Origin of the sequence: Streptomyces ovatisporus (genome assembly GCF_042653885.1) — a bacterium.
In the GTDB taxonomy this organism is placed as follows: Bacteria; Actinomycetota; Actinomycetes; order Streptomycetales; family Streptomycetaceae; genus Streptomyces; species Streptomyces ovatisporus.
On sequence record NZ_JBHSFH010000010.1, the window covers coordinates 304251 to 324986 of the forward strand.

At 69.9% G+C, this 20736-nt stretch carries 18 protein-coding genes; 12 read left to right on the forward strand and 6 right to left on the reverse strand.

Features of this window, described 5'->3' with window-relative positions:
• Positions 1 to 44 precede the first annotated feature (44 nt).
• The 4 genes from ACFPA8_RS19065 to ACFPA8_RS19080 form a co-directional block, all read right to left on the reverse strand.
• The gene (locus tag ACFPA8_RS19065) at positions 45 to 1373 is read right to left on the reverse strand and encodes a M20/M25/M40 family metallo-hydrolase (protein WP_386450065.1); all 1329 of its coding nucleotides are present in this window, start codon (positions 1371 to 1373) and stop codon (positions 45 to 47) included.
• On the reverse strand, positions 1366 to 2199 hold the full coding sequence (locus tag ACFPA8_RS19070; protein ID WP_386450067.1) for a M55 family metallopeptidase: 834 nt from the start codon (positions 2197 to 2199) through the stop codon (positions 1366 to 1368). Before ACFPA8_RS19070 ends, ACFPA8_RS19065 begins: the two co-directional genes overlap by 8 nt.
• 248 nt (positions 2200 to 2447) lie before the next feature.
• Positions 2448 to 5162 (reverse strand): MFS transporter, encoded by a 2715-nt coding sequence (locus ACFPA8_RS19075; protein WP_386450069.1) that lies wholly within the window; start codon positions 5160 to 5162, stop codon positions 2448 to 2450.
• Positions 5163 to 5456: 294 nt separating this feature from the next.
• Positions 5457 to 5903: an SRPBCC family protein gene (locus tag ACFPA8_RS19080; protein ID WP_386450071.1), complete on the reverse strand. Its 447-nt coding sequence runs from the start codon at positions 5901 to 5903 to the stop codon at positions 5457 to 5459.
• Between the two features lie 188 nt (positions 5904 to 6091).
• On the opposite strand from ACFPA8_RS19080, the gene ACFPA8_RS19085 reads away from it, so the two are divergent.
• Positions 6092 to 7126, forward strand: a complete 1035-nt coding sequence (locus ACFPA8_RS19085; RefSeq protein ID WP_386450073.1) for an Rv2578c family radical SAM protein — start codon at positions 6092 to 6094, stop codon at positions 7124 to 7126.
• A gap of 66 nt (positions 7127 to 7192) precedes the next feature.
• Positions 7193 to 7600: a RidA family protein gene (locus ACFPA8_RS19090; protein WP_386450075.1), complete on the forward strand. Its 408-nt coding sequence runs from the start codon at positions 7193 to 7195 to the stop codon at positions 7598 to 7600.
• A 22-nt stretch (positions 7601 to 7622) separates the two neighbouring features.
• Here the strand turns inward: ACFPA8_RS19090 and ACFPA8_RS19095 are convergent, their stop codons facing one another.
• Both ACFPA8_RS19095 and ACFPA8_RS19100 read right to left on the reverse strand, forming a co-directional pair.
• Positions 7623 to 8132 (reverse strand): pyridoxamine 5'-phosphate oxidase family protein, encoded by a 510-nt coding sequence (locus ACFPA8_RS19095; RefSeq protein WP_386450077.1) that lies wholly within the window; start codon positions 8130 to 8132, stop codon positions 7623 to 7625.
• Positions 8133 to 8345: 213 nt separating this feature from the next.
• On the reverse strand, positions 8346 to 8972 hold the full coding sequence (locus ACFPA8_RS19100) for a HEAT repeat domain-containing protein (RefSeq protein ID WP_386450079.1): 627 nt from the start codon (positions 8970 to 8972) through the stop codon (positions 8346 to 8348).
• A gap of 403 nt (positions 8973 to 9375) precedes the next feature.
• Here ACFPA8_RS19100 and ACFPA8_RS19105 point away from each other — a divergent pair, with 403 nt between their 5' ends.
• The 10 genes from ACFPA8_RS19105 (at position 9376) to pssA (ending at position 20637) form a co-directional block, all read left to right on the forward strand.
• Positions 9376 to 11160 carry a 3-hydroxyacyl-CoA dehydrogenase family protein gene (locus tag ACFPA8_RS19105; RefSeq protein ID WP_386450081.1) on the forward strand — a complete coding sequence of 595 codons (1785 nt, stop codon included), beginning with the start codon at positions 9376 to 9378 and terminating at the stop codon, positions 11158 to 11160.
• A gap of 126 nt (positions 11161 to 11286) precedes the next feature.
• Complete coding sequence (locus tag ACFPA8_RS19110; RefSeq protein WP_386450083.1) at positions 11287 to 12087, forward strand: TetR family transcriptional regulator; 801 nt, start codon at positions 11287 to 11289, stop codon at positions 12085 to 12087.
• Positions 12087 to 12359, forward strand: a complete 273-nt coding sequence (locus ACFPA8_RS19115; protein ID WP_386450464.1) for a pentapeptide repeat-containing protein — start codon at positions 12087 to 12089, stop codon at positions 12357 to 12359. Before ACFPA8_RS19110 ends, ACFPA8_RS19115 begins: the two co-directional genes overlap by 1 nt.
• A gap of 353 nt (positions 12360 to 12712) precedes the next feature.
• Positions 12713 to 14086, forward strand: a complete 1374-nt coding sequence (ccrA, locus tag ACFPA8_RS19120) for a crotonyl-CoA carboxylase/reductase (protein ID WP_386450085.1) — start codon at positions 12713 to 12715, stop codon at positions 14084 to 14086.
• A 6-nt stretch (positions 14087 to 14092) separates the two neighbouring features.
• Positions 14093 to 16246 (forward strand): protein meaA, encoded by a 2154-nt coding sequence (locus ACFPA8_RS19125; RefSeq protein ID WP_386450087.1) that lies wholly within the window; start codon positions 14093 to 14095, stop codon positions 16244 to 16246.
• Positions 16243 to 17226, forward strand: coding sequence for an HpcH/HpaI aldolase/citrate lyase family protein (locus ACFPA8_RS19130; protein ID WP_386450089.1), 984 nt, complete (start codon positions 16243 to 16245; stop codon positions 17224 to 17226). Before ACFPA8_RS19125 ends, ACFPA8_RS19130 begins: the two co-directional genes overlap by 4 nt.
• A gap of 5 nt (positions 17227 to 17231) precedes the next feature.
• On the forward strand, positions 17232 to 17765 hold the full coding sequence (locus tag ACFPA8_RS19135) for a MaoC family dehydratase (RefSeq protein ID WP_386450466.1): 534 nt from the start codon (positions 17232 to 17234) through the stop codon (positions 17763 to 17765).
• 1 nt (position 17766) lies between these two features.
• Positions 17767 to 18984, forward strand: coding sequence for an acyl-CoA dehydrogenase family protein (locus tag ACFPA8_RS19140; RefSeq protein ID WP_386450091.1), 1218 nt, complete (start codon positions 17767 to 17769; stop codon positions 18982 to 18984).
• A 170-nt stretch (positions 18985 to 19154) separates the two neighbouring features.
• Complete coding sequence (locus ACFPA8_RS19145) at positions 19155 to 19802, forward strand: phosphatidylserine decarboxylase (protein ID WP_386450093.1); 648 nt, start codon at positions 19155 to 19157, stop codon at positions 19800 to 19802.
• A complete protein-coding gene (gene pssA, locus ACFPA8_RS19150) occupies positions 19789 to 20637 on the forward strand; it encodes a CDP-diacylglycerol--serine O-phosphatidyltransferase (protein ID WP_386450095.1) in 849 nt (282 codons plus the stop codon). Before ACFPA8_RS19145 ends, pssA begins: the two co-directional genes overlap by 14 nt.
• Positions 20638 to 20736 lie beyond the last annotated feature (99 nt).

The following is a 20736-nucleotide window of genomic DNA, read 5'->3' on the forward strand; positions in this document are numbered from 1 at the left end:
TCCGAGAAACTCTGGGACGAAGCGGGAGCGGACAGGGAGCCGGCTCAGAGAGCGAGCAGCGTGCGGTCGAGGACGCGGACGCCGAAGTGGAGGGCGTCCACGGGGACCCGTTCGTCCACGCCGTGGAAGAGCGCCTGGTAGTCGAAGCCTTCGGGAAGCTTCAGCGGCGAGAAGCCGTAGCCGACGACGCCGAGCCGGGAGAACTGTTTGGCGTCCGTGCCGCCCGACATGCAGTAGGGCACGACATGGGCTCCCGGGTCGAAGTGCTCCAGCGCCTCGCGCATCGCCGCGTACGTCGGCGAATCCACGGGGGCCTGAAGCGCGATCTCGCGGTGGTGGAACTCCCAGTCGACGTGCGGTCCTGTGAGACGGTCGAGAGTCTCGGTGAACTCCCCCTCGCCGCCGGGCAGCATCCGTCCGTCGACGAAGGCGGTGGCGGTACCGGGGATGACGTTGACCTTGTAACCGGCGTTCAGCATCGTCGGGTTGGCGCTGTTGCGCACGGTGGGCTCCACGAGGGCGGCCGCGGGGCCGAGCTCGGCGAGGAGCTTGTCGGCGTCGAAGTCCGGGGCGTCCACGTCCGGTTCGGGCAGGCCGTGCACGGCGGCCAGGGTCTTCAGCGCGGCCCGCACGGTCGGCGTGAGCCGCTGCGGCCATTCGTGCTCCCCGATCCGGGCGACCGCGGCGGCGAGCCTGTTGACCGCGTTGGCACGGCTGACCTTCGAACCGTGGCCGGCCTTGCCCCGCGCGGTGAGCTTGAGCCAGGCGGTGCCTCGCTCACCGGCGGCCACGGGGTACAGCCGCATTCCGTCACCGGCGTGGAAGGTGAAGGCACCGGATTCGCTGATCCCCTCCGTGCACCCCTCGAAGAGGCCGGCGTGCTGCTCGGCCAGGTACTCCGAGCCGTACTCCGCGCTGTCCTCCTCGTCGGCAGTGAAGGCCAGCACGACGTCACGGCGCGGGCGGACACCGGCGCGGGCCCAGGCCCGCACGGCGGCCAGCACCATGGCGTCCGCGTTCTTCATGTCGATGGCACCTCGGCCCCAGACCACGCCGTCGCGGATCTCTCCCGAGAAGGGGTGCACACTCCAGTCGGCGGGCTCCGCAGGCACCACGTCGAGATGTCCGTGCACGAGCAGGGCATCCGCGGCCGGGTCGCTGCCCGCGATCCTCGCCACCACATTGGTCCGCCCGGGTGCCTTCTCCAGCAGGACGGGCTCGACGCCCACCGCGGAGAGCCGTTCCGCCACGTACTCGGCGGCGGCTCGCTCCGACCCTTCGCCACCCCCGCGGTTCGTGGTGTCGAGACGGATCAGCTCGGAGGTGAACGTCACCGCCTCGTCCAGGGCCTGCTGGTCGATGTGCTCAGCCATACTGTTCCTCCACCGCCGACGAGACGAGCGTCGTCACTGCTTTGAAAGTCCGGATTCCTTCGTACATGTCCGGTGACGTGTAGGCCACGCGGCGCTCCCCCGTCACCTCCACGCCCGGAACAACACTCGCGGCACCGGCGAGGTGCTCGGCGTCGAACTCCAGCTCCACGGTGTGTTCCTGAGGCGCCGCCGGGTCGGAGCGCACCGCCAGCCGTGCGGCGCTCGCCGCGGCTTCCCTGATGTCGGACGCCGTACGCCCCGGGGTGCGGCAGACCGCCGCGTACCGCGAGACGTAGTCCTTCACGGCCACGCCGAAGGCGTCGGGCGCATAGCCCTTCGCGTCCTCGACCGTGCGGTCGTCGCCCGTCACCAGGACCACGGGGACGCCGAACTCCTCGACGACCAGGGCGTTGAGCAGCCCCTCGCTGGCCCGTGCGCCGTCGACCCAGACGCCCGTGATCGAGTTGGCCAGGTAGGTGTGGGCGAGGACCCCTTCCGTTCCGGCCCCTGTGTGATAGCCCACGAAGGCGATGCCGTCCACATCGCCGTGCTGGACGCCCTCGACCATGCTGAGCGACTTGTGCCGCCCGGTGAGCATCTGCGCCCGGTCGTCGAGCTGTTCCAGCAGGAGATTGCGCATCGTCCAGTGCGCCTCGTTGATCAGAACCTCGTCGGCGCCGCCGTCGAAGAACCCCTTCACCGCCGCGTCGACGTCCGAGGTGAACATGGGGCGGCAGCGCTCCCACTGGGGCGTGCCCGGCAGGACGTCCGCAGGCCAGGTGACACCGGTGGCGCCTTCCATGTCGGCGCTGATGAGGATCTTCATGCCGGGAACGTTACGCGGTGCGCAAACCCCATGACACCCCTGTGGATAACTCCTGTGGTCTCGACCACTGAAGACCCCCGTGTCTCCTCTCCGACCTGCGAATTCACTCGCGAACGGGATCGCCTCCGACACCGCACGACACGCAAGACGTCAACACCGCGGCACGCGCCCGGGCAGCCGCCGGGCAACCCCGCGCGCACACGGTCCGGTTGCGGGCCGGCGCAGTCGCGGGCCGGTCCGGCCGCGGGTCAGTCCTCATGGCCCAGTTGCACGTCGCGTTCCGTGCTTCCCCCGCCGGCCACCTCGAGAACCGTCGCGACAGGCGGGTAGCCGGAGGCGATGACCGTGTATCCGCCCGGGGAGAGGCCGACGAAGCGGAACAGGCCGTCGATCCCCGTGGTGACGGTCTCGACGACGTGGCCCGACCCGTCCAGGAGTGTCACCCGGGCGTCCTCCACCGGTCTGCCGCCGCCCGCCCGCACCGTCCCCCGCAGCACCGCTCCGCCCGCCAGTTCGATGTCCTGGCGGGTCTCGCGGCCCGCCTGGACGGAGACCGGGAGCGCGGCCGGGCGGCAGGCCGGAGAGCTCGCGGCCAGGGTGTACTCGCCCGCGACCAGCTCGCCGACGACGTAGCCCCCCTCCCGTCCGCTGCGGGTTGCGGCGACCACCTCGCCGCGCACATCGGTGAGGGTCACTGCGGCGTCCGGCACCGGCTGCCCGTCGGCGGTGAGCACACTTCCCGTCAGACGCCCGGCGCCGCCCAGCACGATGTCGAGCTCGACCGGGCGCTCCCCCACGGTGATGCCGACGGCCTGGGGCTGGTGCCCGCCCGCGGCCGCGATGAGGACGTAGGAGCCGTTGCCCGGCGTGCTCAGCACGTACCGTCCGTCCTCCCCCGTCGCGCCTCTGCCGGCCTGCCTGCCGCCGGTGTCGATGAGGGTGAGTGCGGCACGGGGCACGCCGCTGCCGTCGTGGTGCCGCACGCTCCCGCACACGGCGACGCCTCCGGGCGAACCGCCCGCGGCGTCAGGGGCGTCGGCAGCCCGGGGGTGCTCGAAGCGTTCGCGGCCGAAGGCTGGTTCTCCGCCGAAGGCTGGTTCTCCGCCGAAGGCTGGTTCTCCGCCGAAGGCTGGTTCTCCGCCGAAGGCAGAGGTTCCACCGAAGCCGGTGGTGCCACCGAGGGCTGTGGCCCCGCCGTTGCTGCTGTCTGGTTCGTTGCGCGCCTCGGGCACGGGAGCGTTCTCGGACACCAGCGGTTTCTCCTTGAGGAAGAAGGTCAGGACGAGCGCGAGGACGAGCACCGGGACGAGATAGAGGAAGATCCGCGGCATGGCGTCGGCGTAGGCGTGCACGTACGCGTCGCGCAGCGGACCCGGCATCGCGTGAACCGCCTGCGGCGTGAGCGACTCCGCCTCCCGCAGCGCCCCGGACCCGTCCCGCGGCAGGTCCCGGGCGAGGGCGTCCGTGAGCCGCTCGACGAACAGGGTGCCGAAGACGGCCGCGCCGACGCTGCCGCCGATCTGACGGAAGTAGTTGCTGGCGCTCGTCGCGGCGCCGAGGTCCCGGGCCGGGACGGAGTTCTGCACGGCCAGGACGAGAACCGGCAGCACCAGCCCGATGCCCAGCCCGAGGACGGCCATCCAGACGCTGTACGCCTCGCGGCTCGTGTCCGTCTCCAGAAGGGACAGCAGCCACATGCCCGCTGCCGAGAGCGCACACCCCAGAACGGGATAGATCTTGTAGCGCCCCGTACGGGAGATGAGCTGGCCGGAGACGGTCGAGGACAGCACGACGCCGCCCATCATGGGCAGCATCAGCAGACCCGACTCGGTGGCCGTCGCCCCGTCCACCATCTGAAGGAAGCCCGGCAGGTAGCTCGCAGCCCCGAACAGCGCGACGCCGACCGCTGCGCCGACGAGTCCGGTCACATTGAAGACCGAGTCCCTGAAGAGCCGCAGCGGCAGCACGGGCTCGGGCACCAGGCGTTCGACGACGAGGAAGAGCACACCGCTGAGCCCGGCACCGGCCCCCAGCGCGAGGATCACGCGGTCACCCCAGGCGTACTCCGTCCCGCCCCAACTCGTCAGCAGCACAAGGCAGGTGGAGAAGACGCCCAGCAGCACCGTGCCCACCACGTCCAGCCGGGGCCGTGCCGGGGGTCGCGGCAGCTTCAGCACGACAGCGGTGACCAGCAGCGTGAGCAGCCCGAACGGGACGTTGATGTAGAAGCACCACCGCCACGAGAGCTCGTCGGTGAACCAGCCCCCGAGCAGCGGACCGGCGACGGAGGCGAGACCGAAGGCGGCGCCGATGAGACCCATGTACCGGCCGCGCTCGCGGGGCGGCACGACGTCCGCGACGATCGCCTGCACGCCGATCATGAGACCGCCCGCTCCGACACCCTGGAGGGCGCGGTACGCGATGAGTTCCGTCATCGTCCGCGACCAGCCGGCCAGCGCGGAGCCGGCGACGAAGACGACGATGGCGAAGAGGAAGACGCTCTTGCGGCCGTAGAGGTCGCCGAGCTTGCCGTAGACGGGCAGGCCGATGGTGGCGGCCAGCAGGTAGGAGGTGACCGCCCACGACATCCGGTCCAGGCCGTGCAGATCTCCGACGATCTCGGGCAGCGCCGTGGCGACGATGGTCTGTTCGAGCGCCGCCAGCAGCAGGGCGAGCATCAGGGCGACGAAGACGAGCCGCACCCGGCGGGGGCTGAGCGGAACGGCACCGCCGGCACCGCTCCCCGCCTCCGCGGGCGGCGGGTCCGGCGGCGAGTCCGGCGGCGGCTCCTGCTGCGGCTCCCGCAGGGAGCGGCCCGGCGCAGGTCCGCCCACGCCGGGGGAAGGTGTACCGGCGGTGGCCCGGCCGCTGCTCCTGGAGTGTCCGTACTCCGGCAGTTCCAGGCTCACTTCGACGACGGCGGGACTCTGCTCATCTCTGTGATCCAGAGCTGCCCCGCCCATCGCACTCCCCTGGTCGCCCTCGCCCGTCCTCGGGGAGCATTTCTCGCATTACGCGACAAGGGCGAGCAAGTCGGACGAGGGCCCGGGGAGGACGCCGCCGGGACGCCAACTCCGTTGCCCGAGGCGCCTGTCGGGGCGCTCAACTGGGGCTTTGACGGCGGGGCGGTCACGGACATCCGCACCCCGCCCCACCGCGAAAACCACCCGAACCGGTGAGCACGGCGGCCCGCCGGGCGCCCCCGAGAGGGGGCACGCGACGCACCGCGGCCTCTCCGCTTCCTGCTTCTCCGGTACCTACTTCTCCAGCTCGGCGGCGAGCTTGCCGAGCATCTCGTCGTAGATGCGCGCCAGCCCCTTCGGCGCGAAGGTCCGCTCGAAGAAGCCCCCGATGCCGCCGGCCCCCTCCCAGACTGTCTGCACGGCGACGCGGGCGGAGCTCCCGCCGCCCGCCGGGGAGACGCTCCAGGTGGTGACCATCGTGGAGTTGCGGTCGCGCTCGACGAGTTCGTCGTCGGCCGGCTCGGTCACATCCATCAGGCAGTCACGCACCCGCTTGCTCGTGGCCTGCAGTTTCCAGTGCACGAGCGTGCCTTCACCGTCACCGCCCTCGCGCACCTCGTACTCGCTGAAGTGGGCGGGCAGCAGCTTCGGCCGGGTTCCGCTGTAGTCGGCGAGCGCGTCGAAGACCGCGTCGGGCTTCGCCGCGATCTCGCGATGTGTGGTCGAGACGACCTGCGCCATGTGCTCCTCCTGCTGTCGGCGTGTGAGTGCGCGGGGACAGTGCCTTGCTGCGTCCACCTCCGGCCGCGGCGGCCCCGGCCGTCAGCCAATCACCCGGCCGCTCCGCACCCAAATCGGCTTGACAGGTTGCGTGGGAACAGATGTTCTATTCTCGGTACGAACGGCTGGGCGGTACGCGAGGAGGGTCCATGCGCTGGGAGAACCTGAGCGGCGACGGGTCGGCGGAGTCTCCCGCCCTCTTCGGCACCGACGTGGTCACGAGGACGTTCGACACTCCGGAGTTCCGCGGCATGACCTTCCACGAGGTGCGTGCCCGCTCGATCGTGAACCGCGTTCCCGGAGCGTCCCGGATGCCGTTCGAATGGACGGTGAACCCCTACCGGGGCTGCTCGCACGCGTGCGTCTACTGCTTCGCGCGCGGCACGCACCGCTACCTCGACCTGGACACGGGCGAGGGGTTCGACTCGCAGATCGTCGTGAAGGTCAACGCCCCCGAACTGCTGCGCAGGGAACTGGGTGCGAGCCGCTGGCACGGCGAGCACATCGCGATGGGCACCAACGTCGACTGCTACCAGCGCGCAGAGGGCCGCTACCGGCTGATGCCGGGAATTCTCACCGCCCTGCGCGACTACGCAAACCCGTTCTCCATCCTCACCAAGGGCACGCTCATCCTCCGCGACCTCGACCTGCTGCGTTCCGCGGCGGCCGTCACCGACGTCGGGATCTCGGTCTCCGTCGGCTTCACCGACGAGGAGCTGTGGCGCACCGTCGAACCCGGCACACCCGCCCCGGAGCGCCGCCTCGACGTCGTACGCACGCTCAGCGGGCACGGCATTCCGTGCGGTGTCCTGATGGCGCCCGTCATCCCTTTCCTCGGGGACTCCCCCGCCCAACTGCGCACCACTGTCCGGGCGATAGCCGCTGCGGGCGCCACCTCCGTGACTCCGCTCGCCCTGCATCTGCGGCCGGGCGCACGGGAGTGGTACATGAGCTGGCTCGCCCGGCACCACCCCCGGCTCGTGCGCCATTACGAAGCGCTCTACGAGAACAGCGCCTACGCGCCCAAGTGGTACCAGCGCCGCATCACCCGGCAAGTGCACGAACTGGCCGCGGAGTACGGCATCGGCCCCAGCGCCCCCGGCAAGCACCGCCGCATCGAGGTCCACCCCGACCGGGATCCGGAACCGGAGCCGCCGGAGTGCACCCAATTGACGCTGCTGTGAAAACCGGCCCACAGGAACTTCACAAAGCGGTGGCGCGGACGATCTTTATGAACCAGCATCCGCGTCATGCCCGAACTCACGCACATCAAGACCCCGACCGGCCTCGCCCCCGGCTACGGCTACAGCCACGTCGTCTGGGGAGAAGGCCGCTTCGTCGCCGTCTCCGGACAGCTCGCGCTCGACGAGAACGGTGAGGTCGTCGGCGTCAACGACCCCATGGCACAGGCCCGGCAGGTCTTCGCGAACATCCGCCGCTGTCTCAACGAGGCCGGCGCCACCTTCGACGACGTCGTGAAGTTCACCTTCTTCGTCACCGACATACGCGTCATGCCCGCCGTGCGGGAGGCCCGCGACGCCTGCATCAACCCCGACAGGCCGCCGGCCTGCACCGCCGTACAGGTCTACTCGCTCGTGCACCCCGAACTCTTCCTGGAGGTCGAGGCGTTCGCCATCACGCCGACGTGGCGGCTGTGACCGGCCATGCCGCCCCGTGGGCTCAGGCTTCCTCGTAGAGCGTGCTGTCCTCGTCGGTCCGACGGACCGTGCGCAGCCTCTTCCCCGGATGCCAGACCTCGAAGACGAGGTACGGGTCCTCCACATGGACGCGGACGACCTCCGTCAGCTCCGCACGGAAGAGATGGAACCGCCCGGGGGCGTGGCTCTCGGGCGAGTCCGCGGCGTAACGGGCAAGCCCGTCCGCGTCCGTGACCTCCACGGCACGGCCCGACACCCGCACGTCGCCGCCCTCCGTCCCGTCGCCCGCGCCGGGATTGGCGTGCAGGGAGAAGCGCGGGTCGCGGCGCAGGTCCAGCGCCTTGCGGGAGCCGTACATCATCCCCAGCCACAGCTCGTCGGCGCGGAAGTCCCCCTCCAGACCGGTCAGCCTCGGCGAGCCGTCGGCACGGAGAGTCGCCAGGACGTGATGACGGAAACGCTCGAAGCGCGCCCGGACGACGGCGGCGAAGTCGGGTTCTGCGGCGCGGAAGTCCGCCCAGCTGTGAGTCATACGCCCATGGTGACCCGGATACCGGACACCCTCTGTCTGGATTCGGCCGCTGATAGGCAGGCGCCCCCTGTGACGGCTCCGTCCGCCGGAACGCACGGGACCGCCGCTTCTGCGGACGCGCAGGCTTCGCCCCCGACGAGGCCGAGCACACGGAGCGCCTGGACGATGCGGCAGGGACGCCCCTCACTGTGGTCCGGCACGTACGGCCGCTGCTCAAGGGTGCGGTCTGACGGTGCGCTTACGGGCACGGCGGGGTGTCGCGGGTATTCGGGCCAGGGCTGCCTTCGCCGACGGAGAGAGCCGGTGGTGTTCGGCGGCAGCGCCCAGTACGGCCACCGCGCGCCGGTCGCCGAGCGCGCCGAGCCCCTGGACGCACGCCTCCGCGATCGGCCAGTAGTGCACCGGCCCCATCAGCAGACGCTGCAGCACGGAGATGAGGGTGGGGACCGACTCCGGGGCCCGTAACGCCGTGAGCAGCCGGACGGCGTGCAGGGCGTAACCGGTGCGCAGTTCGTTCGTCGCAAGAGCCGCCGCCGCGCGGGCCGTACGGGGGTCGCGCAGGCGGGCCAGGGCGTGGGCGGCGGTGGCGCAGCGCACGGGGTCGCGGTAGTTCAGCATGAAGATCAGCGTCTCGAAGGCACGCTCGTCCCCGGCGGTGCCGAGGGCGAATGCCGCCACTTCCCGCGCCCACAACGGACGTTGGCTCTCCGCGAGTACGGCTGCGAGTTCGTCGCGCGCCGCCGGTGTGCCCTCCTTCGCGAGTTTCACGAGTCGTTCGTACTCGGCCGGGTCCGCCTCGGCCCGTACGCGATCGGTCAACGATCGGAATGCGTCGCCCACTTCCGCGCTCCCTCCCCCACGTGGTCCGTCCCACAGCCCTGGAAGAGCCATACCCCTGGCGCATTGGTTACCCACGAGTTAAGCTGCTCGTCAGAGCGGCACCCCCGCTCAGGCGGCCTGGTGACGCAGCCGCCGAGAGTGCAAGTCGGTTCGGCGGGGGTCCGGGTCCGCGGTGTACGCCGCGGCACTGCCCGGGCAGCACCGCTGAGTACGGAACAGCCCCTGGGACAGGGCTGGATCCGCCTCTGCTCATCCTCTCATCGCAGCTCTCCGAGCGCGTGCGCTGTTCTCGCGCACCGAGCTGAACCGGCCATCCGCCGAACCGGCCGTGTCCGCCCCGGGGCCCGCCCCGTGCGTGCGGCCGGCAACCCTCACCGTCAGTCGTCACCCCTGGAGTCCCGTGATGGACCGTCCGCCTCTGCACACCATCGCCGTCGTCGGCCTCGGCACCATGGGCACCGGCATCGCCGACGTGCTCGCCCGTTCCGGCCGTGAGGTCATCGGCATCGACATCAGCGACACCGCCGCCCGGCACGCCGTCACCTCCTTCGAAGCCTCCACCGCGCGCGCCGTGCAGCGCGGGAGCATGACCGAGGCCGAACGGCGGGACGCACTCGTCCGGTTCCGCACCTTCTCCGACCTGCAGGCCGCCGCGGAGGCGGAGTTGGTCATCGAGGTGGTGCCCGAGGACTACGACACCAAGTGCCAGGTCTTCGCCGCCCTCGACACCGTCGTGAAGCCGGACACGATCCTCGCCACAGGCACCAACGCACTGTCCGTGACACGCCTCGCGGCCGATTCCGACCGGCCCGAACGCGTACTGGGCCTGCACTTCTTCCACCCCGCCAAGAAGATGAAGCTCGTCGAGGTCGTCTCCTCGGTGCTCACCTCTCCGGAGGCCGTCACCGCTGTGACGGCGCTGGCCCGCGACCTGGGCAAGGAGCCCGTCGCAGTGGGCGACCGCCCGGGATTCGTCGCCGACGGCCTGCTGTTCGGCTACCTCAACCAGGCGGCCGCGATGTACGAGTCCCGCTACGCGAGCCGGGAGGACATCGACGACGCGATGCGCCTCGGCTGCGGCCTCCCCATGGGCCCGCTGGCGCTGCTCGACCTCATCGGCATCGACACGGCGCGCACCGTCCTGGACGCCATGTACGCCGACTCCCACGACCGGCTGCACGCGCCGGCGCCCGTCCTGCGCCAGCTCAGCGACGCGGGACTGACGGGCCAGAAGGCGGGCCGCGGCTTCTACACCTACGAGGCACCCGGTTCGTCGGTCACCGTCACCGACGCGGAGACGCCTGCCGGGGACGCAGGACGCACGGAAGGACGCCCCGTCGCCTCCGTCGGCGTCGCGGGCTCGGGGACCATGGCGAGCGGCATCGCCGAGGTCTTCGCCAAGGCCGGGTACGAGACGGTGCTCGCCGCACGCAGCGAGGAGAAGGCCGGGAGCGCGAAGGCCCGGATCGCCGCCTCCTTCGAACGCTCGGTCAAGAAGGGCCGGATGACCGAGGAGGCCCGGGACGCCGCCCTCGCCCGCATCACTCCGGCCGGTTCCCTGGACGGGCTCTCCGGCGTGGACCTGGCGGTGGAGGCGGTCGCCGAGGACCTGGACGTCAAGCGCCGGCTCTTCGAGTCCCTGGACAGGATCTGCAAGCCGGGGGCCGTGCTGGCCACGACCACGTCGTCCCTGCCCGTCGTGGCCTGTGCACGTGCCACGTCCCGCCCCGAGGACGTCATCGGCATGCACTTCTTCAACCCCGCGCCCGCGATGAAGCTCGTCGAGGTCGTCCGTACGGTGCTCACCGGGGACGAGGCGCACGCCACCGTGCGCGAGGTGTGCAAGGCAGTCCGCAAGCATCCTGTGGACTGCGGCGACCGTGCCGGCTTCATCGTCAACGCGCTGCTGTTCCCGTACTTGAACAACGCCGTGAAGATGGTCGAGCAGCACTACGCCTCGCTCGACGACATCGACGCCGCGATGCGGCTGGGCGGCGGCTACCCCATGGGACCGTTCGAACTGCTCGACGTCGTGGGGCTCGACGTCTCCCTGGCCATCGAGCAGGTGCTGCACCGGGAGTTCCGCGATCCGGGGCTGGCACCCGCGCCGTTGCTGGAGCATCTGGTGGCGGCGGGTTGTCTGGGCCGCAAGACGGGACGTGGCTTCCGCGAATACGCACGGCGGTGAGAATTCCGTGGGCAGGGCACCGGTGATGCGGAACCGCCGGTGAGGCAGGACAACGGGTGGGGCGGGCTGCTGGAGCCTTCCGGCAGCCCGCCCCCCGAGTCCGTCACGGCGTGTAACGTTCCCCACATGTCAGACTCGGCCAGGCCTTCCCGTTCGCACACCGCATCCTCCCAGCGCCTCAGGATGCGCCGCGAGTTGGCGGCGGCGGCGATGGAACTCTTCGCAACGAAGGGGTACGAGGCCACCACGGTCGACGAGATCGCCGCGACGGCAGGCGTCGCACGGCGCACGTTCTTCCGGCACTTCCGCGCCAAGGAAGAAGCGATCTTCCCCGACCACGACGACACCCTCGTGCGCGCCCAGGCCGTGCTGGAGGCCGCGCCCGCGCACGAGAACCCGCTGGACACCGTCTGCAGGGGCATCAAAGAGGTCATGCGCATGTACGCGGCCTCGCCCAAGGGCAGCGTCGAGCGGTACAAGCTGACCCGCGAGGTTCCCGCGCTGCGTGAGCGGGAGATCGCGTCGGTCGCGCGCTACGAACGGCTCTTCACGCGGTACCTCCTCGGCCACTTCGACGAGGCGGCGCACCGCGACGGCGTCAGCGACTTCGACGAACCGCTGCTCGCCGAAGTCGCCGCCTCGGCGGTCGTCACGGCGCACAACCACGTGCTGCGGCGGTGGCTGCGCAACGGTGGAGTGGGCGACGTCGAGACGCAGTTGGACCACGCGTTCGCGATCGTACGGAAGACCTTCGGCACGGGATTCGGGGCGAACCGGCTCTCCGCCCCGGAATCCTCCGGCTCGGGGACGATGGCGCGTGCGGCGGCGGAAACGGTCCGGCAGGACGAGGTTCTCGTCACGGTCGCGCGTACGGACGCGCCCCTCGACGAGATCATGCACACGATCGAGCGGGCGCTGCGCAGCTGATTCCCCGGAGGCGCCTCCGGCGCCCGGCTCCCTGTTCTCCGGCACCCCGTGCAGATTGGCCTGTTCGCACCGGTGCGTGCCGTCCCGTCCGAAGTGCTCGGCTCCGAGGTGCTCGGCTCCGAGGCGCTCGGCTCCGAAGTACTCGGCTCCGAAGTGCTCGGCTCCGAGGTGCTCGACTCCGAGGCGCTCGGCTCCGAAGCACTCGGCCCGCCCTCGGCCGGCCTGCCCAACTCCCCCCGCGGCACAGGGTTCTGCCCTGCGACGGAGCCTGACGGGCGGCACCCCTGCCGCCGGTTCCGCAGGCCCGTGCGCCCGTTGCCCGGCCCTCACCCCTGCCCCCAGAGGCACGGCCACGGCGCGTGCGCTCATGCGTGCGGGTGCGAGTGACAGATGAGAAGAATTTTTGGCACGCAGTGTCTTGTGCGCTGGCACTGGGTGTCATACCTTGGTGCGAGTCCGGGCGCTGTCCCAACGGCACCACAGCCGTGTGCCCGGACGCCTGCGTCACAGGCGACCCCGCGCTCACCAGCGCTGCCAACAGCATCACCCGCCGAACCGACGGCACTGCCTCATACCCGACGACCCTCAAGCGTCTCCTTCCTCGCGCTTCGCCGGAGGCAATACCGTGAACAAGATCCTCGACGCGATCCTCGCGTCAGACACAACGCCGGAAGACTTCGCCGAGCTGCCCCTCCCCGAGACCTACCGCGGGGTGACCGTCCACCGGGACGAGGCCGGCATGTTCGACGGCCTCCCCTCCCGGGAGAAGGACCCGCGCAAGTCGCTGCACCTCGACGAGGTGCCCGTTCCCGAACTGGGGCCCGGCGAGGCCCTGGTGGCCGTGATGGCCTCCTCCGTCAACTACAACTCGGTGTGGACCTCGCTCTTCGAGCCGATGTCGACCTTCGGTTTCCTGGAGCGCTACGGACGCCTCTCACCGCTGACGAAGCGCCACGACCTGCCGTACCACGTGATCGGCTCCGACCTCTCCGGCGTCGTGCTGCGCACCGGTGCCGGGGTGAACTCCTGGAAGCCGGGCGACGAGGTCGTCGCACACTGCCTCTCCGTCGAACTGGAGTCGGCCGACGGGCACAACGACACGATGCTCGACCCCGAACAGCGCATCTGGGGGTTCGAGACCAACTTCGGCGGTCTCGCGGAGATCGCACTGGTCAAGTCCAACCAGCTGATGCCCAAGCCGGACCACCTCAGCTGGGAGGAGGCCGCGGCCCCCGGCCTCGTCAACTCCACCGCCTACCGGCAGCTGGTCTCCCGCAACGGCGCCGGCATGAAGCAGGGCGACAACGTCCTCATCTGGGGCGCGAGCGGCGGACTCGGCTCGTACGCCACGCAGTTCGCACTCGCCGGCGGCGCCAACCCCATCTGTGTGGTCTCCAGCGACGCCAAGGCGGACATCTGCCGGCGGATGGGCGCCGAGGCGATCATCGACCGCAACGCAGAGGGCTACAAGTTCTGGAAGGACGAGCACAACCAGGACCCCCGGGAGTGGAAGCGCTTCGGGAAGCGCATCCGCGAACTCACCGGCGGCGAGGACGTCGACATCGTCTTCGAGCACCCCGGCCGTGAGACCTTCGGTGCGAGCGTCTACGTCACGCGCAAGGGCGGCACCATCGTCACCTGCGCCTCCACCTCCGGGTACGAGCACAGCTACGACAACCGCTACCTGTGGATGTCGCTGAAGCGTATCGTCGGCTCGCACTTCGCCAACTACCGCGAGGCGTGGGAGGCCAACCGCCTCATCGCCAAGGGCAAGATCCACCCGACGCTGTCGAAGACGTACCGGCTGGAGGAGACCGGCCAGGCCGCGTACGACGTGCACCGCAACCTCCACCAGGGCAAGGTCGGCGTGCTCGCGCTCGCCCCCGAGGAGGGCCTCGGCGTCCGCGACGAGGCGAAGCGCGCCAAGCACCTGAGCTCGATCAACCTGTTCCGGGACACCGAAGGCCCCGCGTCCGGTGCGCACGGCAAGGTCGCGTGAAGCCTCATGGTGCGTGCTGACGAACCCCGCGGAGCGAGCGGCCCGAAGGGCGCGCCGGTACCGGAGGCCGGGGGAGAGCGGAGCGCGGCGCCGGGGAGCGCCGGTGCCGGACCGGAGCGCCCGGAGGCGGTCGGACGCAACAAGAAGGACCGGCCGTGGCTCATGCGCACCTACGCGGGGCATTCCACCGCGGAGGCGTCCAACGAGCTGTACCGGCGCAACCTCGCGAAGGGCCAGACCGGTCTCTCGGTCGCCTTCGACCTGCCGACGCAGACCGGCTACGACCCCGACCACGTGCTCGCACGCGGCGAGGTCGGCCGCGTCGGCGTGCCGGTCTCCCATGTCGGCGACATGCGGCGGCTGTTCGAGGGCATCCCGCTGGAGCAGATGAACACCTCCATGACGATCAACGCCACGGCCATGTGGCTGCTGGCGCTCTACCAGGTCGTCGCGGAGGAGCACGGCGCGGACGTCTCGAAGCTTCAGGGGACGACGCAGAACGACATCGTGAAGGAGTACCTCTCGCGGGGTACGCACGTCTTCCCGCCGGTGCCCTCGCTCCGTCTGACGACGGACATGATCGCCTACACGGTCAGCCACATCCCCAAGTGGAATCCGATCAACATCTGCAGCTACCACCTGCAGGAGGCCGGTGCCACGCCCGTCCAGGAGATCGCGTACGCCATGAGCACGGCCGTCGCCGTGCTGGATGCCGTACGCGACTCGGGACAGGTGCCTCCCGAGCGGATGGGCGACGTCGTCGCGCGCATCTCCTTCTTCGTCAACGCGGGCGTCCGCTTCGTCGAGGAGATGTGCAAGATGCGGGCGTTCACACGCATCTGGGACCGCGTGACCCGCGAGCGGTACGGCATCGGGAACCCCAAGCAGCGCCGGTTCCGCTACGGCGTCCAGGTCAACTCCCTCGGTCTGACGGAGGCCCAGCCGGAGAACAACGTCCAGCGCATCGTGCTGGAGATGCTCGCCGTGACCCTCTCCAAGGACGCCAGGGCGCGTGCCGTGCAACTCCCGGCCTGGAACGAGGCGCTGGGCCTGCCCCGGCCGTGGGACCAGCAGTGGTCGCTGCGCATCCAGCAGGTTCTGGCGCTGGAGAGCGACCTGCTGGAGTACGACGACATCTTCGCGGGCTCGCACGTCGTCGAAGCGAAGGTCTCCGAGCTGGTCGAGGCGTCCCTCGCCGAGATGGAGCACATCGAGAAGCTCGGGGGCGTGATGGCCGCGGTCGAATCGGGCTATCTGAAGTCGCAGTTGGTCTCCTCGCACGCCGAGCGCCGCGGGCGCATCGAGTCCGGTGAGGAGAAGATCGTCGGCGTCAACTGCTACGAGTCGACCGAACCGAACCCGCTCACCGCGGACCTGGACACCGCGGTCCAGACCGTCGACCCGGCCACGGAGGCCAAGGTCGTCGACGCCGTCAGGCACTGGCGCAAGGTCCGGGACTCGCGGGAGGGCCCGCCGGAGGCGTCCGCCGCACACGCCCTTCAGCAGCTCAAGGACGCCGCGGCCACCGACGTCAACCTCATGGAGGCGACGCTGGAGTGCGCCCGCGCCGGGGTCACGACCGGCGAATGGGCGGGCGCGCTGCGCGAGGTCTTCGGTGAGTTCCGCGCGCCCACGGGAGTGAGCAGCGCCCCCGTGGCCGTACCGTCCGAGGAGGGCTCCGCCCTCGCCGACGTACGCCGCCGGGTCGAACACACGGCTCGCGAACTGGGCGTCGGCAGACTCCGGTTGCTGGTCGGCAAGCCCGGCCTGGACGGGCACAGCAACGGTGCCGAACAGATCGCCGTACGGGCCCGCGACGCGGGATTCGAGGTGATCTACCAGGGCATCAGGCTCACCCCGGAGCAGATCTCCACGGCGGCCGTCGCCGAGGACGTCCACTGCGTCGGCCTGTCCATCCTCTCCGGCTCGCACGCCGAACTCGTACCTGACGTGCTGGAGCGGCTGCGCGGCGCAGGCGCGCACGACGTTCCGGTCGTCGTCGGCGGCATCATCCCCTCCGCCGACGCGGCCGACCTGCGTGCGGCCGGAGTCGCGGCGGTCTTCACACCGAAGGACTTCGGGATCACGGAGATCATCGGCCGTATCGTCAACGAAATCCGCACAGCGAACAAGCTCGACCCTCTGGAGGTCCCCGCATGACAGCCCCGTCGCCGGCCGCCACCCCGGCCTCCCGCCTCCGCCCGCGGCGTTCCTGTCTCGCCGTGCCCGGGAGCAACCCCCGCTTCCTGGAGAAGGCGCAGGGCCTCCCGGCGGACCAGGTCTTCCTCGACCTGGAGGACGCCTGCGCCCCCCTGGCCAAGGAGGGCGCACGGCACACGATCGTGAAGTTCCTCAACGAGGGCGACTGGAGCGGCAAGACCCGCGTGGTGCGCGTCAACGACTGGACGACGCACTGGACGTACCGGGACGTGATCACGGTCGTGGAGGGCGCCGGGCAGAACCTCGACTGCATCATGCTTCCGAAGGTGCAGGACGCCCAGCAGGTGCACGCCCTGGACATGCTGCTCACGCAGATCGAGACGACGATGGGCTTCGAGGTCGGCCGCATCGGCATCGAGGCGCAGATCGAGAACGCCAAGGGCCTCGTGAACGTCGACGAGATCGCCGCGGCCTCGCCGCGCATGGAGACGATCGTCTTCGGGCCGGCCGACTTCATGGCCTCGATCAACATGAAGTCCCTGGTCGTCGGCGAGCAGCCGCCCGGCTACCCGGCCGACGCGTACCACTACATCCTGATGCGCATCCTGATGGCCGCCCGCACCCACGACCTCCAGGCGATCGACGGCCCGTACCTGATGATCAAGAACGTGGACGGTTTCCGTGAGGTGGCCGGCCGTGCCGCGGCCATCGGCTTCGACGGCAAGTGGGTACTCCACCCGGGCCAGGTCGAGGCGTCCAACGAGATCTTCTCCCCCTCGCAGGACGACTACGACCACGCGGAGATGATCCTCGACGCCTACGAGTACTTCACGTCCGAGAAGGGCGGCAAGAAGGGTTCCGCGATGCTCGGCGACGAGATGATCGACGAGGCGAGCCGGAAGATGGCGCTGGTCATCGCGGGCAAGGGGCGCGCCGCGGGCATGACCCGTACGAAGTCCTTCGAAGCCCCGGAGGCGTGAGCGAGATGCAGTTCGGCCGCACCTACGAAGAGTTCACCGTCGGGGACGTCTACAAGCACTGGCCCGGCAAGACGGTCACCGAGTACGACGACCACCTGTTCTGCCTGCTCACCATGAACCACCACCCGCTCCACATGGACGCCAACTACGCGGAGAGCACGACCGACTTCGGCAGGAACGTGGTGGTGGGCAACTACATCTACTCGCTGCTGCTCGGCATGTCCGTGCCGGACGTCTCCGGCAAGGCCATCGCCAACCTGGAGATCTCCTCGCTCAAGCACGTCGCGCCGACCTTCCACGGCGACACGCTCTACGGCGAGACGACCGTCCTCGACAAGACGCCCTCGAAGTCGAAGAACGACCGCGGGATCGTCCACGTCGAGACCAAGGGCTACAACCAGGACGGCACGCTCGTGTGCGTCTTCCGCCGCAAGGTGATGGTCCCCACGCAGACGTACATCGAGGAGCGGGGCGGAGAGCAGCCGGGACGCCCCGCCCTGCGCGAGTCCGCCGGCGACGCGGCAAAGGGAGGGAAGTGAGATGGGACGGCTCGCTCAGACCGAAGGTCTCACGGAGATCCAGCAGGAGATTCTCTCCACCGTCCGCAGCTTCGTCGACAAAGAGATCCTCCCCGTCGCGACCGAACTGGAGCACAGGGACGAGTACCCGACGGAGATCGTCGAAGGGCTCAAGGAACTCGGTCTCTTCGGGCTGATGATCCCCGAGGAGTACGGCGGCCTCGGCGAGTCCCTTCTCACCTACGCGCTCTGCGTCGAGGAGATCGCCCGCGGCTGGATGAGCGTCTCGGGCATCATCAACACCCACTTCATCGTCGCCTACATGCTCAAGCAGCACGGCACGCAGGAGCAGAAGGACCACTTCCTGCCGAGGATGGCCACCGGCGAGGTCCGGGGCGCGTTCTCCATGTCCGAGCCCGGGCTCGGCTCGGACGTGTCGGCCATCACCTCCAAGGGCGTGCGCGACGGGGACGCGTCCGACGGCGACTTCGTCCTCAACGGCCAGAAGATGTGGCTGACCAACGGCGGTTCCTCGACGCTGGTCGCCGTGCTGTGCCGTACGGACGAGGGGCACCCGGAGGGAACCGCCCCCCACAAGTCGATGACGACGTTCCTGGTGGAGAAGGAGCCCGGCTTCGGGGAGGTCCGGCCGGGCCTCACGATCCCGGGCAAGATCGAGAAGATGGGCTACAAGGGCGTCGACACGACCGAACTCGTCATGCAGGACCTCCGGGTCCCCGCCGACCGCGTGCTCGGCGGGACGACCGGCCGCGGCTTCTACCAGATGATGGACGGCGTCGAGGTCGGCCGCGTCAACGTCGCGGCGCGTGGCTGCGGAGTGGCGCAGCGTGCCTTCGAGCTGGGCATCGCCTACGCACAGCAACGGCACACTTTCGGAAAGCCCATCGCGCAGCACCAGGCCATCCAGTTCCGGCTGGCCGAAATGGGCACCAAGGTCGAGGCGGCACACGCCTTGATGGTCGGCGCGGCCCGCAAGAAGGACGCCGGTGAGCGCAACGACCTGGAGGCCGGAATGGCCAAATACCTCGCCTCCGAGTACTGCAAGGAGGTAGTGGAGGACGCATTTCGCATCCACGGCGGGTACGGTTTCTCGAAGGAGTACGAGATCGAGCGGCTCTACCGCGAGGCGCCGATGCTCTTGATCGGTGAAGGAACTGCCGAGATCCAGAAAATGATCGTAGGCCGCCGCCTGTTGGAGGAGTACCGCTTCCAGGGGTGAATGTCCCTTTTCGGGGTGCCTTCCTGACGCTCGGGACGGCATCCCGTCAAGGGAATTCGGATACGGACTGGCGTACTGGCTTGGCCAGTTGCCACCGGTAGCCGATACCATCCCGGAAAGCCGCCGTCCCCCTTCTGCAGCCGCGGCTCCCTCCGCTACGAAGGTCATACATGCCCCACAGCCCATCCTCTGCACCCAGCGGCCGAGTCCGCATCGCGCGCGGAGCGTCGCCGTGGCTTCTGCCGACCGTTGCGACAGCTGCCGTCAGCCTCCTGCGGGCGCGCCGCTCCAAGAGAGCAGCCGCGGTCGCCGTCCCCGCAACCGCACTCGCTGCGGGCATGCTGTGGTTCTTCCGCGACCCGGAGCGTGAGATCGCCCAGGGCCGTGTGATCTCCCCCGCAGACGGCGTGGTGCAGAGCATCATGCCGTGGCACGACGGCCGGACCCGCGTCGCGATCTTCATGAGCCCGCTGAACGTGCACGTCAACCGCGCTCCCCTCGCGGGCACCGTGTCGTCCGTGCAGCACATCCCCGGCGGCTACGTCCCCGCTTTCAACAAGGAGAGCGAGAACAACGAGCGCGTGGTGTGGCACTTCGGCACCGAGCTCGGTGACGTGGAGATGGTGCAGATCGCCGGCGCCGTGGCCCGCCGGATCGTCCCGTACGTGCCGCAGGGCTGCAAGGTCGAGCAGGGGGACCGGATCGGGCTCATCCGCTTCGGCTCCCGTGTCGACGTCTATCTGCCCGAAGGGGTGGAGGCCGGCGTCGAGGTCGGTCAGGCCACTACCGCGGGGGTGACTCGCCTTGACCGTGATTGATCCGGACACACAGGCAGCGGCCTGGGTCGCCGAGGCCGAAGAGGACGACGAGATGCCGCTCTCGACGCGGCTGTCGATAGCGGACACCCTCACCCTCGGCAACGCCACGTGCGGCTTCATGGCCGTGTACTTCACCACCACCGGCGTCCTCATCCCGCACCTGACGGGCAGCGAGGACGGCGGCATGGCCCGGCACAGCGCCGCGACAGCCGTGATGCTGATGCTGCTGGCCTCGGTCTTCGACCTCTTCGACGGGCTGGTGGCACGGAAGCTGCGCAGCTCGGCCATGGGCGCGGAGCTGGACAACCTCTCCGACCTCATCAGCTTCGGCCTGGCGCCCGCCTACTTCGTCGCCACGTGGGGGATGGTCGCCAACGACGCGAACCAGCACGTCTCCGTCGTGGCCGCCGTCGTGGTGCTGCTGGCGGTGGTGCTGCGGCTTGCGCGCTTCTCGTGCGTGCCGATGCGGGACGGGATGTTCCAGGGCATGCCGGGGCCGTTCGGCGCCCTGACGGTCGTCTCGATCGTCCTGCTCGAGCTGCCGTTCGTACCGACGCTGCTGGCCATCATGGGCGTCGCCTGGCTGATGGTGAGCCGCGTCGAGTACCCGAAGCCGCGCGGCCGGCTCGCTGTGGCGATGCTCGCCTGGATCATCGCGAGCATGGGTCTGCTGGCGGCCTGGGCCTTCGACGCACCGGGCGGTGAACTGCTCATGCAGACCGGCTGTGCGCTGCAGGTCGTACTGGGCGCCGTCATTCCGCTGTTCGCGACGGCGCGCCGCGTGCACACCTTCCGAGACAACCGCCGCGAGGCGCGTACAGCAGCGCAGGGCTGACACGGAGGACTTCACAGGAGGGGCCGGCCGCCGAACGCGGCCGGCCCCTCCTGTGCTGTGCGGATGCCGTCCGGCGGCACGGTGACCGGCGCGGGCGGT